The sequence below is a fragment of the Legionella sp. genome (assembly GCF_965140895.1).
GTDB lineage: Bacteria > Pseudomonadota > Gammaproteobacteria > Legionellales > Legionellaceae > Legionella.
Window position 1 is genome coordinate 115,408 of record NZ_CBCSKT010000113.1, and the last position, 15,494, is coordinate 130,901.

A 15,494-nucleotide genomic window follows, 5' to 3' on the forward strand; every position below is an offset into this window, starting at 1 on the left:
AATTTATGCTAATTTAAAGCACTTATAAAAATTTCGTGTAGTTGCTTCGGCAATCTCTTCATAACTAATGCCACGCAACTGTGCCATAGCTTCCGCCACATGCTTAACTAAGGCAGGATGATTTTGCTTGCCACGAAATGGTACTGGCGCCAAATAAGGCGAATCGGTTTCAATCAGTATTCTATCTAATGGTACTTGGCGTGCAACCTCTTGTAATGCCGTTGCATTTTTAAAGGTTACAATTCCTGAAAATGAAATATAAAAATTCAGATCAATCGATTGCATGGCAATGTCCAAACTTTCGGCAAAACAATGCATCACCCCACCAATATCCTGGGCATTTTCTTCAGCCATTAATTTAATCGTATCTTCAGCTGCCTGGCGAGTATGAATAATTAAGGGCTTAGAAATAATTAAAGACGCCTTAATATGCTCGCGAAAACGCTCCCGTTGCTCTTCCTGGGCTTCTTCTGTATGAGTGCGATAATAGTCAAGTCCGGTTTCACCAATGGCAATACAGGCTGGATTCGCGGCTAAATCACACAGCATTTTAGCAGTAACTGGCTGGTCCATCTCTGTGTTTGGATGAACGCCAACAGAGATATTAATATTAGGATGTTCCACGGCTAGCTTTTCCAGTGCGGGGTAATCACTTAATTCCACACAAACACTAAGGAAATGCTGTACATCATTTTCTTTAGCTCGAGCTAAGACATTAGCCATATCTTGATTAAACTCAGTGAGATCCAGAAAATTTAAATGGCAGTGTGAATCGACTAGCATAAATTGATAACCTCAAAAATTTAAGTAAACATAATGAATAACATTTCGGCCAGGCTGTAAAGCCCAGCCTACATAAGGCACAAAGTAAAACAATCCTGGCATCAATGTACGTGCAACTCTCTGCCACCATCTTGTTAAAGTTTGACCTATTAAACAGTATCTGTTACTTGCTGTGATTTTAGCATTTCTGCCAAATAGACTTCTATTTTACTACGCAAGTCAGAGCCATGATCATTGATAAATTGCACTCCAATCCCCGGAAATCGACTCGCTTGAGCTTCAATAGGAGTGATCCAGACTACTTTAGCATCAACACAATAAAGCTCATCCTCATTCATTAAGTTTATAATCAAACTAAGCTCGATACCTAACTTATAGAGAGGCTGTGTGCGAATAAATAAGCCTCCGCCTTTTATAAAAGGCATGTACGCTGCATATAAAGAAGAACGGTTATCAAATACACAATTAATTTGTTGCATTCTGTCACACTATAAATCGAGTAATAAATCTTCCAAAACCAAGGTAGAGTTTACATTCAGGTTATGGCTTAGTTTGCGCCGTAATAAGTTTATTTTATCAATTTGAGAAAAAATAACGAGGGGATTCAGCAAGTTGGACAATTGTTGTAACTGCTGGGCAGCCGGCCCGGTTAACGTTGGTTTATTAATCCACATATTCTGAATTTGGGCATAAACCAGATAAAGAAACCATAAGATTGTATTAAGCTCAAATTCAGCCCATTGTGGTACCACAACACAAGGATGGCTTTTCTTTTCAATTACGGCAATTAATCCATCTAAAATAGATTCTGCCTTCTGTATAATCTGAGCTTGTTCAGATTCTTGGGAATAACGCTCCCCCAGAGTCAAAAGGTTTGTAGCAGATAAATCCATAGGTGGCACAAAATGAAATACTTGGCAACGACTTAAAATCGTAGGAAGCACCGTACTTAACTGATGAGCCATTAACAAAAATAAAGTATGAGCCGCAGGTTCTTCTAAAACTTTTAATAAGGCATTAGCTGCAGCAGTATTCATTCTATCCGCTGATTCAATAATAATTAAACGATGAGCGGCTCGCTGGGGTGTCAAATACGAATAACTTTGTAACTCGCGGATTTGATCAATTTTGATTGGGCCCCCAGCTTTTTCCGGCTTAATCCATTCAACATCAGGATGCTCACCTTGTGCAGCCATTTGGCAATCAATACATTTTTGACATGGGTTGGCAGAGGATACTTTGCATAAAACCAGCATCGTAAATTGCGTAGTAAACTCAAGTAAAGCACAGTCTATAGCCCCAACAAACAGCATAGATTGTGGGTTACGCCCTTGTTCCCAAGCTAAACGTAAATGCTCCCATTGAGATTGATAAATACTCATGCCTTACTGCTCTATAAAAGCCTGCAATGCCTCTTGAATCGCCTGTTGCACTACGGGTAGAGGACGACTGGCATCAATCGTTATTGCATGAGGATTTTTTTGTACATGCTTTAAATAGCTGTCGTGTACTCGATTAAAAAAATCTATGGATTGCTGTTCGATTCGGTCAAAGGCACCACGCGAACGAACTCGCTGCATTCCCTCTTCCGGGCTAATATCTAAATACAAGGTCAAATCCGGTTTAAAACCATCTAATGCAAAGGAAGACAAGCGCTCAATCATGTCTTGATCTAAACCTCGACCACCAGCTTGATAAGCCATAGTAGACAACTCAAAGCGATCAGCAATAACCCAAATGCCTTGTTTTAAGGCAGGTTTAATTACTTGTTCTAGCAGCTGTATTCTCGCCGTATATAAAAGTAATAACTCACTTTTGTCATCCAGAACATCTTTATATTCTGGATTTTTAATTACCTCGCGCAGTACTTCACCAATAACAGTACCACCGGGTTCACGGGTAGTGATGGTATTAATATCTAAGCCGCTTAGATATTCAATGATTGTATTTACTGCCGTAGACTTTCCAGCCCCTTCCAGGCCTTCAATAACAATTAACTTCCCCATTGAGGATAACATTAAGAACCCTTGCGTTGATATTGATTGATTGCCTGTCTTTGTTGCTCATAGGTTTCTGAAAATTGGTGACTACCATCACCTTTGGCAACAAAATATAAATAATTAGATAATTGAGGATGTGCTGTTGCATCAAGTGCCTCTTTACTTACCATCGCAATAGGTGTTGGAGGTAAGCCACGATATCGATATGAATTATAAGGCGAGTCAACCTGCATGTCTTGGTGCGATAATTTACCAGTATATGCATTCCCTAAACCATAGATAACCGTAGGATCCATTTGTAAGGGCATATTTTTATTTAAACGATTAACAACAACCCCAGAAATCAATTGACGCTCTTGCGGAATTGCTGATTCTTTTTCAATGATTGAAGCGGCGATGAGTAATTCATAAGAGTTTTTATAAGGTAAATTAGGTACTCTATTGGCCCAAACGTTATTGAGGTAATTCTGTAAATTACTATGAGCCTGTTCTAAGAGTTTCTTGCTGCTGCTCCCACCTTGATATTGATAGGTGTCAGCTAAGATCAACCCTTCTGCATTCGTATGATTGCCCTTAATTAAGGACCAATCTTCCTGATGATAATCCAAGTAACTCGCTTTTGCCAAATCCTGTGAAATTTTCTGCTGAGTAGTTCCAGCAACAATCGTAAAATTTTGCGTCAAAACATCACCAGCAACAACACGATAAAGCAGCTCAACTGCAGTTTCACCGGGTTTGATTTGATAAACACCGGCCTTTAGCTTTTGCGAAAGCCCTGTAAAACGAATAACCAGCAGTAAAGGTCTTCGACACTGAATTAAATTGATATCTTTTAATGTTTGTACGAATTGTGACGCAGATGCCGCTCGGCTTAAATTAATGACTTGAGAGGACTCTTGTTTAGGAATAAGTGGCGTTACTACGATAGTATAGAAATTCCAACATAAAAAAACAAAAGACACAAAAAATATCATCACGACAGAAAGAATCAGTTTTTTGTGTCTTGATGCAATCATTTAGATTCGCTTGAATCAATTCTCTTGAAGATTAGAGTACCGTTCGTTCCACCAAAGCCCAAGGAGTTACTTAATACATAATTAATAGTCCTTTTTTGAGCTTTATGTGGTACATAGTTCAAGTCACAGCCTTCATCAGGATTATCTAAGTTAATCGTTGGTGGAGCAATCTGATCTTGGATTGCCATAATACTGATGATTGCTTCAACAGAACCTGCGGCACCTAATAAATGTCCTGTCATTGATTTGCTTGAACTTACAGCTAAATCGTAAGCATGTTCCTTGAACACACGTTTAATTGCCTTTGTTTCACCCAAATCATTTAAATAGGTAGAGGTACCATGTGCATTAATATAATCAATTTGCTGTGGATTGATATGAGCATCACGAATCGCTGCTTCCATTGCACGTGCAGCACCATCCGCGTCTTCATCAGGAGCAGTAATATGATATGCGTCTCCCGACATACCAAAACCAACTAATTCAGCGTAAATTTTTGCGCCACGGGCCTTAGCATGCTCGTATTCTTCTAACACAAGAACACCAGCCCCCTCTCCCATGACAAAACCATCGCGGTCTTTGTCAAAAGGTCTTGACGCTTTTTCTGGCTCATCATTACGTTTGGATAAAGAGCGAACAGCCGAAAAACCAGCCAGGCATAATGGGGTCAGCGTCATTTCCGCACCACCACAAACCATAACATCAGCATCACCATAAGCAATCATTCGTCCTGCTAAACCAATATTGTGAGTACCTGTAGTACAAGCAGTTACCACAGAAATATTTGGTCCTTTAAGGTGATGACGAATAGAAATCTGTCCTGCAACCAAGTTAATAATACCACTAGGGATAAAAAATGGAGACACTTTGCGTGGTCCACCTGCAACAAGTTTATCTTGGTTATTGGTTATTGTTTGAACACCACCAATTCCGGAACCAACAGCAACACCTGCACGACATTGTAACTCCGGGTCGTCAAGGTTCAGCCCAGAATCACGTATTGCCTCATCTGCTGCAGCAACACCAAACTGGGTGAACCCATCCATTTTACGAGCTTCCTTGATTGGCATGTAGTCTTCAATGTTAAAATTCTTAACCTTAGCCCAGATTCGTGTACTGTATTCAGCAGTATCAAAATCATCTACTACAGTTACTCCACTAACACCAGCTACAATATTTCGCCAAGTATCTTTCACATTTAGTCCGACAGGAGTAAGCATACCCATGCCTGTGACAACTACACGCCGCTTATTCAATCAAGACTCCTCGAAGAATTATGCTTCTTCTTTATCTAAATTAGATTCAATGTAATCAATTGCTTCTTGAATCGTAGTAATTTTTTCAGCTTTCTCATCAGGAATTTCTGTTTCAAATTCTTCTTCAAGAGCCATAACCAATTCTACTGTGTCTAGAGAATCAGCTCCCAGATCATCAACGAATGACGCATCATTTTTTAGATCTTCTTCTTTAACGCCTAATTGTTCAACAACAATCTTGCGTACACGATCTTCAACAGTACTCATAACTTAATTTTCCTCTTTCGGTTGATAGAAACTTTTTATTATTCCAGATAATTAACACCACTCCCGTTTAACTTTAACCTCTTGGCACGTTGTATAAAAGACCATCAAAAGGTCAAAGTTAAACAGGAGGGTATAGTTTATTCATTTATACAGATAACGCAAGTGCATTTAACCCATATACATGCCGCCATTTACATGGATTGTACTACCTGTAATATATTTAGCATCATCTGAAGCTAAAAAAGCAACTGCATTGGCAATGTCTTCTGGCTGACCTAACTTGCGCAATGGGATGCGCTTCATCATTTCATCCTTTACCATATCAGGTAAGGAGGTGGTCATATCGGTATCAATGAAACCTGGCGCTACCACATTTACTGTAATGTTTCTGCTGCCTATTTCTTGCGCTAAAGATTTAGAAAAACCCACAATACCTGCTTTTGCTGCCGTATAATTTACTTGACCTGTATTTCCACTTGATCCGACTACTGAGCCAATAGAAATAATCCTACCCCATCGTGCTCTAAACATCGACTTTATACAAATTTTAGACACTCTGTATATAGAATTCAAATTTGTATCGATAACTTTTAACCATTCATCATCATCCATACGTAATAAAAGGTTATCTGAAGTGATTCCAGCATTATTAACTAAGATTGCTGGCGCATGGCTTGCTTCAACCAAGGAATCTACAATCTGTTCTATTTGTTCACTATTTGTCACATCAAGAACTAAACCCTTACCCGCCAAGTTTTCTTTTTTAAAATATTCAGTGATAAGCTCAGCACCTTTTTCAGTGGTTGCTGTACCGTAAACAAAAGCGCCACTTTGAGCCAACTTAATAGCAATAGCTTGGCCTATCCCACGACTTGCACCCGTTACTAAGGCAACTTTACCTTCTAAATTATGCATGGATGTTCCTTAAAATAAAAATAGCTTCAAGCAAATAGTTAATATAATGTGATCACCGTATTCAGGCGACCTATTTACGCTAATTGTTCAGCCACTTGCTCCAGGCTAATAGTATCGTAAATACTAATCGTATTTAAACTTCTATCAATTCTTTTAATTAAGCCATTGAGGACCTTGCCTGGACCGCACTCTAAAATCAATTCAACACCTTGATTTTTAAAGAGTTGAATCGTCTCTACCCAACGCACGGGACTATAAAGCTGCTCTTTTAGGCGATCTTTTATTTGCTGTACTGATTCATAAATACTTAAATCAACATTACTTACTACTTTGATATTCGGTTTTTTAAAATTAACTGCATCTAAATACGCTGTAAAAGATTCTGCTGCATCAGTTAACAAAGGACAATGACATGGAACACTGACAGGTATAATTTTTGCTAGTCGAACACCCTCTTCTTCAGCTAGTGCAATCATACGATTAACTGCAGCAGTGTGTCCTGCAACAACAATTTGTTCAGGTGAGTTATAGTTTGCTGGAGTAACGAGTTCATCTCCTTGACTGGCTTCTTGGCATAATGATTTTACTTGTTCATCATTAAAGCCAATAATTGCAGCCATAGCGCCAGTGCCTAAGGGAACAGCTTGCTGCATAACTTGACCACGATGCGCAACCAAACGTGCGCCTTCAGTTAAGGTTAATGCCCCAGCACAAACTAATGCAGGATATTCTCCCAAACTATGGCCAGCCATAAATTCGGGCGTAGCAAGATTTTCTTGCTCTAATAACCGAAACACAGCAACATCTGCAGTTAACATCGCAACCTGAGTATATTCCGTTTGGTTAAGGCGTTCAGCGGGTCCCTGCTGAACGAGCTGCCATAAATTATAGCCTACAGCTTCAGAAGCTTCTGCAAAAGTATCTACAATAATAGGATATTGTAATTCAAAGTCAGTCAACATCCCTACTGATTGTGATCCTTGTCCAGGAAATACGAACGCTGTTTTTACCATAATTAAAATCAACTCCAATCTATAGTAATTTTAATAAGTCCCGAAATTAAAGCGCAGGTCTTATTAAAATTACACTCAAGATAAAATTATTAATAACGAATCACCATTGCACCCCAGGTCATCCCTGCACCAAAAGCTTCAATCAAGAATAAATCATCTTTCTGAATTTGATTGTTTCGGATGGAATGATCAAGAGCCAAAGGAATAGAAGCTGCCGAAGTATTGCCATGATGCTCAATTGTAACAACAACTTGAGACATGGGTAGCTCTAATTTTTTTGCGATAGCTTGAATAATACGCTGATTAGCCTGATGAGGGACTAACCATTTGATATCTGATTTTTTCAACTGAGAACGTTCTAAAACCTCATCAACTACCTTACCCATGATATTAACAGCAAGTTTGAATACTTCATTGCCTCTCATGGAGATTACCGAACGCTCTTCTTTAAGGGAACTGTTCCGAAGTTCTAAGTATTTCTCTGTATCATAAGAGGAATGGAGTACGCTCCCTATAACCCCTTGACGATTACTTGCACTAAGCACAACAGCACCTGCCCCATCTCCAAACAGGACGCAGGTGGCACGGTCATTCCAATCAAGAGCATGAGACATACGCTCACTGCCAATTACTAAAACATTATTTACTATGCCTGCAGTGATATATTGCTTTGCTATATCCATTACATAAACAAAACCGCTGCAAGCAGCACTAACATCAAAGGCAGGAATTGGTTTTTTAATTTTTAGCGCATGCTGTACCGCACAGGCTACGCTAGGGAAAAAATTGTCGGGCGTACACGTTGCCACAACAATTAGGTCAATTTCATCTGCATCGAGATTTGCAGCAAGTAAAGCTTGCTCGGCAGCTTGAGCTGCCATGTATGAAGTTGTTTCGTGACCTTGAGCAATACTGCGATTACGAATCCCCGTTCTCGAAGCAATCCATTCATCACTGGTATCTAACATAGACTCCAGTTCAACATTGGAAAGCTGTTTTTCCGGAGTATAGCTCCCAGTACCACTAATTACAGCATATTTCATAAAAGCAACCCTTGATTCATAAAGTCGTTTATACGAGCACGAACTAAATCAATGACATCATTCTTTACTTCAAGAACAGCTTGCTCTATTGCATGTTGAAAACCTACTTCATTGGTTCCGCCATGGCTCTTAACGACAATACCATTCAGCCCTAACAAACTGGCACCATTGTATCGAGAGGGATCCAAACGACTTTTTAATTGTTTTAATACAGGCATCGCAATTAAACCAATTAATTTAGTAAATATATTGCGTGTAAAAGATTCTTTGAACAAACCTAGAAAAAGTCGAGCAAGACCTTCACTCGCTTTTAAGGCAACATTGCCAACAAATCCATCACAAACAACTAAATCAACCGCGCCTGAATAAAAATCATCTCCCTCTACATATCCAACATAGTTCATAATAGAACATTCTTCAAGCATATGTGCAGTTCGTTTGACTTGATCATTGCCTTTTATTTCTTCAACGCCAATGTTTAATACGCCAATTCTCGGGTTTTCTTTGCCTGAAACTGCTTGAACTAAGGCTGACCCCATAACAGCAAACTGAAACAGATGTTCAGCACAGGAATCCACGTTTGCCCCTAAGTCGATAACCCAGGTTCGCCCCTTCATTGTAGGAAGCTCAGAAACGATCGCAGGCCTATCAATACCGGGTAACGTTTTTAATACGTAACGTGCGGTAGCCATTAATGCACCAGTATTTCCAGCACTAACACAAGCCTGTGCTATGCCTTCTTTAACCAAGTTAATCGCCACACGCATGGACGAATCTTTTTTATTGCGCAAAGCAGATGAAGGCAATTCATCCATAGCAACTACCTCAGAGGCATGAACTATAGAAAATTGCTTCGACGAGGAAACGCCTAACTTTTTTAAATACGCATCAATCTTGTCGTGAATACCAACAAGAATCAGCTTTAAATTAGGATTGTTATTCGCTGCACGCACACAGGCAGGAATCACTACACTCAAGCCATGATCCCCACCCATCGCATCTATTGCAATGGTGATATTTTTCAAGAAATATTACTCTTCGTCTGATTCGTAAGCTGTATCTGCATCAAGAATCTTTTTGCCACGGTAGTAACCATCTGGAGTCATGTGATGACGTAGATGAGTTTCACCTGTAGTAGAATCAACTGATAAAGTAGGTGCAGTTAAAGCATCATGCGAACGACGCATATCACGACGTGAACGTGATTTTTTATTTTGTTGTACGGCCATTGTATTACTCCTAAACAATTTGCTTTCATAAAGCGGGAATATTACCCATATTTTAACATCAATCCAAGTATTTATTGAATAAAATATTAAGATTGCCCGTTTTTTTAGGTTAAAAATTGATTTATTTCATTGCTGCAATCCTCAATTTCAGGATGAAACTGTGGTGCATAGAGATGCAACTCATCAATTATAAGATCTTCGAGACTGACTTGTAAGTTAGGGGCTACGATGCATTCATAACGCTCTAAAAGCTGTTCTGCACGCGCATCATCACGGCACACAGCAATGATGGTGTTATTATCATAAGGGTAATTAAACTCCTCAAGACAGCGCTGACATTGCAACTTCAGTTCCCCTCGAACATGAAGACTGATTAAATAAAAATTTTCTCTAATCTCAACATGATAGCTTACGTTTAACTCACAAGGCGTTGCAATAAAATGCGGTAACCGCTCAGTAAGTATTACTGTTTTATTTTGTTGGTCTTGTTTGACTAGTTCTTGTAAATAAAGCATTTTCTCGTATTCCTTTGTGTGTTGCATTATGACATTACTTTCACCTAAGCTACTTTTATGACATAATGTTCTGTTTACAATCTGCACTTTTTAGTGCCAACCCACTATTACACATTAATATAAGCGGTATCTGGATTTTATGAAAGAAAAAGTTATTGTTGGAATGTCTGGAGGTGTCGATTCTTCTGTTGCTGCCTGGTTATTAAAAGAACAAGGTTACCATGTTGAAGGATTGTTCATGAAAAATTGGGAGCAGGATGATACGGATACTTTTTGCCCTGCAGCCCAAGATCTTGCTGATGCACAAGCAGTATGCAATCAATTAGATATCCCGCTACATAGCGTTAATTTTGCTGAACAATACTGGGAGCGCGTTTTTACTCATTTTTTAAGTGAATACGAAAAAGGACGAACGCCTAATCCAGATGTACTCTGCAATAAAGAAATAAAATTTAATGCGTTTTTAAATCATGCATTAGAGCTTGGTGCCGATTATATTGCTACGGGCCATTATGCTCGCAATAAAATCGAAGGCAATGTAGGCCACCTCTATAAAGCCAAAGACCGAGATAAAGACCAAACTTATTTCTTGCATGCTGTAGAACCAGAAGCACTGGGAAAAACCTTATTCCCTATTGGCGATTACACCAAACCTGAAATTAGAGAGTTTGCAGCCCAATTAGGCCTCGTCACCCAAGCTAAAAAAGACTCAACAGGAATCTGTTTTATTGGTGAGCGACGTTTCAAAACCTTTTTAAAAGAATTTATTCTGGCAAAACCCGGTGAAATGAAAAATACTGACGGGAGCGTATTGGGTAGACACGATGGTCTTATGTTTTATACCCTAGGCCAACGACAAGGATTGGGTATAGGCGGTATGCATAGTTCTTCAGATGAGCCGTGGTATGTAGTGGATAAAGATGTAGCATCAAATACCTTGTATGTAGCTCAAGGAAGCCATCACCCCATGCTGTATTCACAAGGCCTCATTTGCGGTCCAATACATTGGCTGACCGAATGCCGTGACCAATTACCACTTACTTGTTATGCAAAAACAAGATACAGACAACCCGAGCAAGGTTGTATGATTTCGCCTCCGGATAATGGTCAGCATTATGTGATGTTCTCAAACCCACAAAGGGCTGTGACACCAGGACAATATGTGGTTTTTTACGATAAAAATCAATGCCTTGGAGGAGCTACTATTGAGCAGATTATTAGGTAATTGAAACCATAATAGGCCACATGCAAACGACATGCTGAACAGAGGACACGTCATCCATCCCCCTCCCCTCTCAGGATGACGTGTGTTTTAAAGCCCCTGAACTATTACTTAAAATCCAGGTATAATATATAATTTATGTTATAAATGAACAATTGGAGTTATTACAATGGCTGCTATAGATATATCCCCCACTGTCAGCGACATTCGTTTTTCTGTTAATGCCGCAGATAAAGTAGCTGAATTAATTCGAGAAGAAAATAATTCCAGTCTGAACTTACGTGTTTCCATCAGTGGAGGTGGTTGCTCTGGATTTCAGTATGGCTTTAGTTTTGATGAAGAAATTAATGAAGACGATACCGTAGTTATTCAACAATGCTCTGATGGCGTTTCATCGGTAAAATTGCTTGTTGATTCGATGAGTTATCAATACCTTCATGAAGCAGAAATCGATTACATCCAAGGTATTCAAGGGGAGCAATTTATAATTCGTAATCCTAATGCGAAGACTACTTGTGGTTGTGGTTCTTCGTTTAGTATGGATGATGATGAGTAATCCGGCTCGATACAGAGTTTTGTATTAAAAATTAATAACCTGGTTGCACGCAACCAGGTTATTAATTTAGACTTTTAGTAAGGCTTAATTACTACTTTCGTTCCAATTTTCATAAAATTATGGCTTAGCCATTTTGCATCACTTGGTAATACACGGACGCAGCCATGGCTCGCATTATAATTGGGTACTTCATAAGAACCGTGGATTGCATAATTTTTACTAAAAAACATACAATATGGCATTGGAGATCCGCCTCGCCCTAGCGGGTAACGACTGGAACGACATCCTGGGCCGCCTTTACTCGAGATACGAAATACACCGCTTGGAGTTTTACAACTACGATGAATATCTGGACAATATTTTCTGCCCGCAGAACCTCGTCCAGTGCGAACTACCTGACCATGTTCGTTAATTGCCTTCCAACTTAAGGTATTCGGATTAAAGATGAAGGTATTTCCTGCTGAGTATACCGAACCTACAGGAAACATAAATAATATAAATAAAGCCAGAGGTAAAAAGCGAGGTGCTAATATAGCAGATTGTTTTTCCATAATTGTTCCTTTTTATTTCCATTTCAGCACGTAACTACAGGTCTTATCCCTACATACAGCAACAGGACAACAAGGATAAGGAGTTACCTTAACATCTAGTTTAGTTCAAATAAAACACAAAAGAAATTATTTTGCGGCAAAATGAGATTATTTGTTCTACTATATTAATTGAGGGAAACAGATTAAGGATAATAGACTATGCAAAAACAAACACTTATAGCAGTCTCTATTTTATTGGGAAGTAGTATGGCTTGTGCAGATACGACTCCCAGTACCACTACAACTACAGCCCCTGCTGCCACGCCAGTAGCTCCTGCTGAAGCCCCAGCTGCTCCAGCACCAGCCACATCTGCAGCACCAGAAACATCATCTGATGTTACTTCTGAAATGACGAAAGATGCATGGCTGAAGGCTATTGGTCCTATGCTACCAACACTAATCTGCAAAGGATTTACGAATGATCCAGATTTGAAGCAACGCCTTGAGACAATCAAAATGACTTATGATCAATGCGTTAGTGTAATTCCTGAAAGCGTGGATAAATGTCAAAATCAACTTTATGCATCAATTCCAGCAAAAATCAGTAATACTGACGCTTCTACCTGGGGGAAAACTTTAGGTGAATGTATTGGTAAAGATTTTGCAATGAAATATCTCATAAAATAGTTTTTCACTACCAGCCTGAATAGGTTTTTCCTGTTCAGGCTTTTGCTATTTCTTAACACCTACATTAATACTTACTTAAGAAACGCTTGGTATAATTAATCAACATTAAACCGACTCCAGTTTAACGACTTAAGGATTTTTATGGGTAAGTATACTGAAAAGCTTAATGAACGCCTCCAGTTAACGGATAAAGAAAAATACCGAAGAGAACAATACCAAACCTTTATGACTGGCCCGGAATGGCGCAATGTAGAAATGGCCGAAGAGTATGCCGGACTTCTTCGCGACAATAAGTCCATGTTTCACTTCCCTTACTTCCGACAGATTTTTGATTTATGGGCGGTTGTATTCAACTCCTACTCCTCCGCACGAAAATACGACAGTATCAGCTCAATATTGTTTTCTGAATATATGATCATGTCCCTATTTGTTGCAACGTTCACAACGATGGAACTGCTCCCTAATGGCATTAATCGGTGGTTGCATAATTTTATTTACACTCATTGCTTCACTGTCATTGGCAAGTAAGCGAGTGCGTTCCATATCCCAATATTTTTGCCGAGCCAATGAAGAATGACGAGCCATGTTAATCATGACGCGATCAAATCGAGTACCATGTGCCGCTTCTGGACGTAAATCATCTTTAATTGGTTTTCTGTCATCTTCTTTCACATAACTTACTGAAACGCCTGAGCCTAATAAATTATTCGGGTCGAGCGATAAGCGATATAAGTGCATGCGTGTATTGGGATCCGTTATTACGTTGTCGCGAAAATGTTGAACGTACTGCGCAGGCTCAATTGCAACACCTTTTTCTTTAAGTAACTCGTTATCGGTAAGGTCAATAGTAGCCGAAACAATGATGCCATACAGGCCTAAACCACCGGTCACATTATGGAATTTAGGATTCGCTGGGGTAAGGTCTTCTAATTTGCCCTCTGCATTGATAATCGTAATTGAGCTTACAACCGTAGATAACATACCATCGTGAATGTTCCAGCCGTGAATATTGGCGCCCAGAGAGCCACCTACTGAAAACACATCGGAGGCTTGCATTACTTTTAAGGCCAACTTAAGTTCGTTCGCTTTTTGTTTTATATCAGACCAAATTGCACCCGCTCCTGCAATGGCTCGTTTTTCTTTGGAATGAATTTCAACGGTATTGAATTTGCTTAAATCAACGACAATTAGATTTTCATCCCCTTCAGGAAGAAATTGTTTGCCCTGACTGAAGCCTGCCCCTATAGGTATTATTTTTTTGCCATCGTGGGCTGCGTTTTTAACGAGTTCTTGTAAGTCTTCAATCGATTCTGGTGATTCCATGACGGCATTACGCGCATGATGATAATCCCCTCCTGCACTAACTCCTGTTTGTTTGGCATCAGGAATGAAGTACAAGCTAACCAATTTCGGGCTAATCAAACCAAAGGGGGCTGCGAGTAGGGCATAAAGGTTTTTACTAAAATTGCTCGCATAGACTTTCATTTGTCCTAGGTGCGCTTCTTGTGTTTCATCGGTGGTGAAGAATGCACGGAATGAATAAATGCTGGCGGTAATTCCACTCACCACCATATCTATTAATGATAAAGGGGCAAAACCAAAGGCAAAAATTACTCGTTTTTGGACAAATTGAAAGGCTTTTCCAAAAAAACTGGTTGCTTTTTCACGATATATTCTATCAATCATCCCCGCTGGAATTTCATTAAAGTATCCAAGTCTAGGTAATTTGTTCATAATAGTAGTCAATACGGGCATGGTAAATATCCTTTAAAAATTGTGTATAAAACTTACTTTTACATCGTCTTGTTTTTCTAAACATTCAATGGTTTTATGTAGATTTCTAACAGGAACATCAAAGAGGCAAATTTTGCGGTTGCTATGTATATGATCCCCATAGCTATAGAGCGCCTTTGCTTTTTTAGTTTGATTTAGGGCTTCTTCTTTAGCTAACAGTTTATCTGCGCTATCTGTATCAATAGTACATTTTACCTGTACGCGTTTTTCGCCTGCAATCTCACGTAAATAAATGCTTTGTTCTCCAAGAGCTCTTACTACTGGTTGAAATGCTGCATAGCGAGGGGTATTAAGGCGTGCATAAACAGATGTATAGGTATGCCCATCTTTAGTTTTCGGGGTGTCTTTGGCATAAATATGCGTATCAACTACATGAACGGCATGTCCTTGCTCTACTTGTGCTAATTGTTGTTGGAATAGGCGTTTAGCTTCTTCTGGATTCTCAACGTCTTGAGCATCAAATTTGACTAAAATATCAGTTGTTGGAGATGCTTCATTATTCTCTTGGTGATACCAGTAACTTAGCGGTTTGGAAATCCATTTTCTAGCCCATAATTCACAGGAAACTACAGTCCAGGAAAACCAATCCACCCAAGTTTTATTTTCACATTGGTGGTATTTTTCTGCGAGATCAGCAAGCATCTCGCTGTACTTATGATCATAGAATG

General features: G+C 39.3%; 19 protein-coding genes. 3 read left to right on the forward strand and 16 right to left on the reverse strand.

The window, feature by feature from the left end; all coding sequences use genetic code 11:
• Positions 1-3: 3 nt before the first annotated feature.
• From ACQY7T_RS12065 to ACQY7T_RS12125, 13 genes are all read right to left on the reverse strand, one after another.
• Positions 4-783, reverse strand: a complete 780-nt coding sequence (locus ACQY7T_RS12065) for a TatD family hydrolase (RefSeq protein WP_428413751.1) — start codon at positions 781-783, stop codon at positions 4-6.
• Between the two features lie 149 nt (positions 784-932).
• Complete coding sequence (locus ACQY7T_RS12070; RefSeq protein ID WP_428413752.1) at positions 933-1,262, reverse strand: PilZ domain-containing protein; 330 nt, start codon at positions 1,260-1,262, stop codon at positions 933-935.
• Positions 1,263-1,271: 9 nt separating this feature from the next.
• A complete protein-coding gene (locus ACQY7T_RS12075; RefSeq protein WP_428413753.1) occupies positions 1,272-2,165 on the reverse strand; it encodes a DNA polymerase III subunit delta' in 894 nt (297 codons plus the stop codon).
• A 3-nt stretch (positions 2,166-2,168) separates the two neighbouring features.
• Entirely contained in the window at positions 2,169-2,801 is a 633-nt protein-coding gene (tmk, locus tag ACQY7T_RS12080) for a dTMP kinase (RefSeq protein WP_428413754.1), read from the reverse strand.
• Entirely contained in the window at positions 2,801-3,799 is a 999-nt protein-coding gene (mltG, locus tag ACQY7T_RS12085) for an endolytic transglycosylase MltG (protein ID WP_428413755.1), read from the reverse strand. The genes tmk and mltG overlap by 1 nt, the downstream gene beginning before the upstream one ends.
• A complete protein-coding gene (gene fabF, locus ACQY7T_RS12090) occupies positions 3,796-5,055 on the reverse strand; it encodes a beta-ketoacyl-ACP synthase II (protein WP_428413756.1) in 1,260 nt (419 codons plus the stop codon). Before fabF ends, mltG begins: the two co-directional genes overlap by 4 nt.
• A gap of 18 nt (positions 5,056-5,073) precedes the next feature.
• Positions 5,074-5,322, reverse strand: a complete 249-nt coding sequence (acpP, locus tag ACQY7T_RS12095; RefSeq protein WP_006871648.1) for an acyl carrier protein — start codon at positions 5,320-5,322, stop codon at positions 5,074-5,076.
• Positions 5,323-5,490: 168 nt separating this feature from the next.
• Entirely contained in the window at positions 5,491-6,237 is a 747-nt protein-coding gene (fabG, locus tag ACQY7T_RS12100) for a 3-oxoacyl-ACP reductase FabG (protein ID WP_428413757.1), read from the reverse strand.
• A 74-nt stretch (positions 6,238-6,311) separates the two neighbouring features.
• Positions 6,312-7,250, reverse strand: coding sequence for an ACP S-malonyltransferase (fabD, locus tag ACQY7T_RS12105; RefSeq protein ID WP_428413758.1), 939 nt, complete (start codon positions 7,248-7,250; stop codon positions 6,312-6,314).
• An 89-nt stretch (positions 7,251-7,339) separates the two neighbouring features.
• Entirely contained in the window at positions 7,340-8,293 is a 954-nt protein-coding gene (locus tag ACQY7T_RS12110) for a beta-ketoacyl-ACP synthase III (RefSeq protein ID WP_428413760.1), read from the reverse strand.
• Complete coding sequence (gene plsX / locus ACQY7T_RS12115; protein WP_428413761.1) at positions 8,290-9,318, reverse strand: phosphate acyltransferase PlsX; 1,029 nt, start codon at positions 9,316-9,318, stop codon at positions 8,290-8,292. The genes ACQY7T_RS12110 and plsX overlap by 4 nt, the downstream gene beginning before the upstream one ends.
• 6 nt (positions 9,319-9,324) lie before the next feature.
• Complete coding sequence (gene rpmF / locus ACQY7T_RS12120; RefSeq protein WP_058535299.1) at positions 9,325-9,522, reverse strand: 50S ribosomal protein L32; 198 nt, start codon at positions 9,520-9,522, stop codon at positions 9,325-9,327.
• A 104-nt stretch (positions 9,523-9,626) separates the two neighbouring features.
• The gene (locus ACQY7T_RS12125) at positions 9,627-10,037 is read right to left on the reverse strand and encodes a YceD family protein (RefSeq protein WP_428413762.1); all 411 of its coding nucleotides are present in this window, start codon (positions 10,035-10,037) and stop codon (positions 9,627-9,629) included.
• Between the two features lie 139 nt (positions 10,038-10,176).
• Between ACQY7T_RS12125 and mnmA the strand changes: the two genes are divergently transcribed.
• Positions 10,177-11,262 (forward strand): tRNA 2-thiouridine(34) synthase MnmA, encoded by a 1,086-nt coding sequence (gene mnmA, locus ACQY7T_RS12130; protein ID WP_428413763.1) that lies wholly within the window; start codon positions 10,177-10,179, stop codon positions 11,260-11,262.
• Between the two features lie 166 nt (positions 11,263-11,428).
• Entirely contained in the window at positions 11,429-11,815 is a 387-nt protein-coding gene (erpA, locus tag ACQY7T_RS12135) for an iron-sulfur cluster insertion protein ErpA (RefSeq protein ID WP_428413764.1), read from the forward strand.
• A 74-nt stretch (positions 11,816-11,889) separates the two neighbouring features.
• On the opposite strand, the gene ACQY7T_RS12140 is transcribed toward erpA, so the two are convergent.
• Entirely contained in the window at positions 11,890-12,366 is a 477-nt protein-coding gene (locus tag ACQY7T_RS12140) for a L,D-transpeptidase (protein WP_428413765.1), read from the reverse strand.
• 198 nt (positions 12,367-12,564) lie between these two features.
• On the opposite strand from ACQY7T_RS12140, the gene ACQY7T_RS12145 reads away from it, so the two are divergent.
• Positions 12,565-13,032 (forward strand): hypothetical protein, encoded by a 468-nt coding sequence (locus tag ACQY7T_RS12145; RefSeq protein WP_428413766.1) that lies wholly within the window; start codon positions 12,565-12,567, stop codon positions 13,030-13,032.
• 423 nt (positions 13,033-13,455) lie between these two features.
• On the opposite strand, the gene ACQY7T_RS12150 is transcribed toward ACQY7T_RS12145, so the two are convergent.
• Both ACQY7T_RS12150 and ACQY7T_RS12155 read right to left on the reverse strand, forming a co-directional pair.
• Positions 13,456-14,787, reverse strand: coding sequence for an FAD-binding oxidoreductase (locus ACQY7T_RS12150; RefSeq protein ID WP_428413767.1), 1,332 nt, complete (start codon positions 14,785-14,787; stop codon positions 13,456-13,458).
• A 12-nt stretch (positions 14,788-14,799) separates the two neighbouring features.
• A partial coding sequence (locus ACQY7T_RS12155; RefSeq protein WP_428413768.1) for a hypothetical protein occupies positions 14,800-15,494 on the reverse strand: 695 nt, incomplete at its 5' end.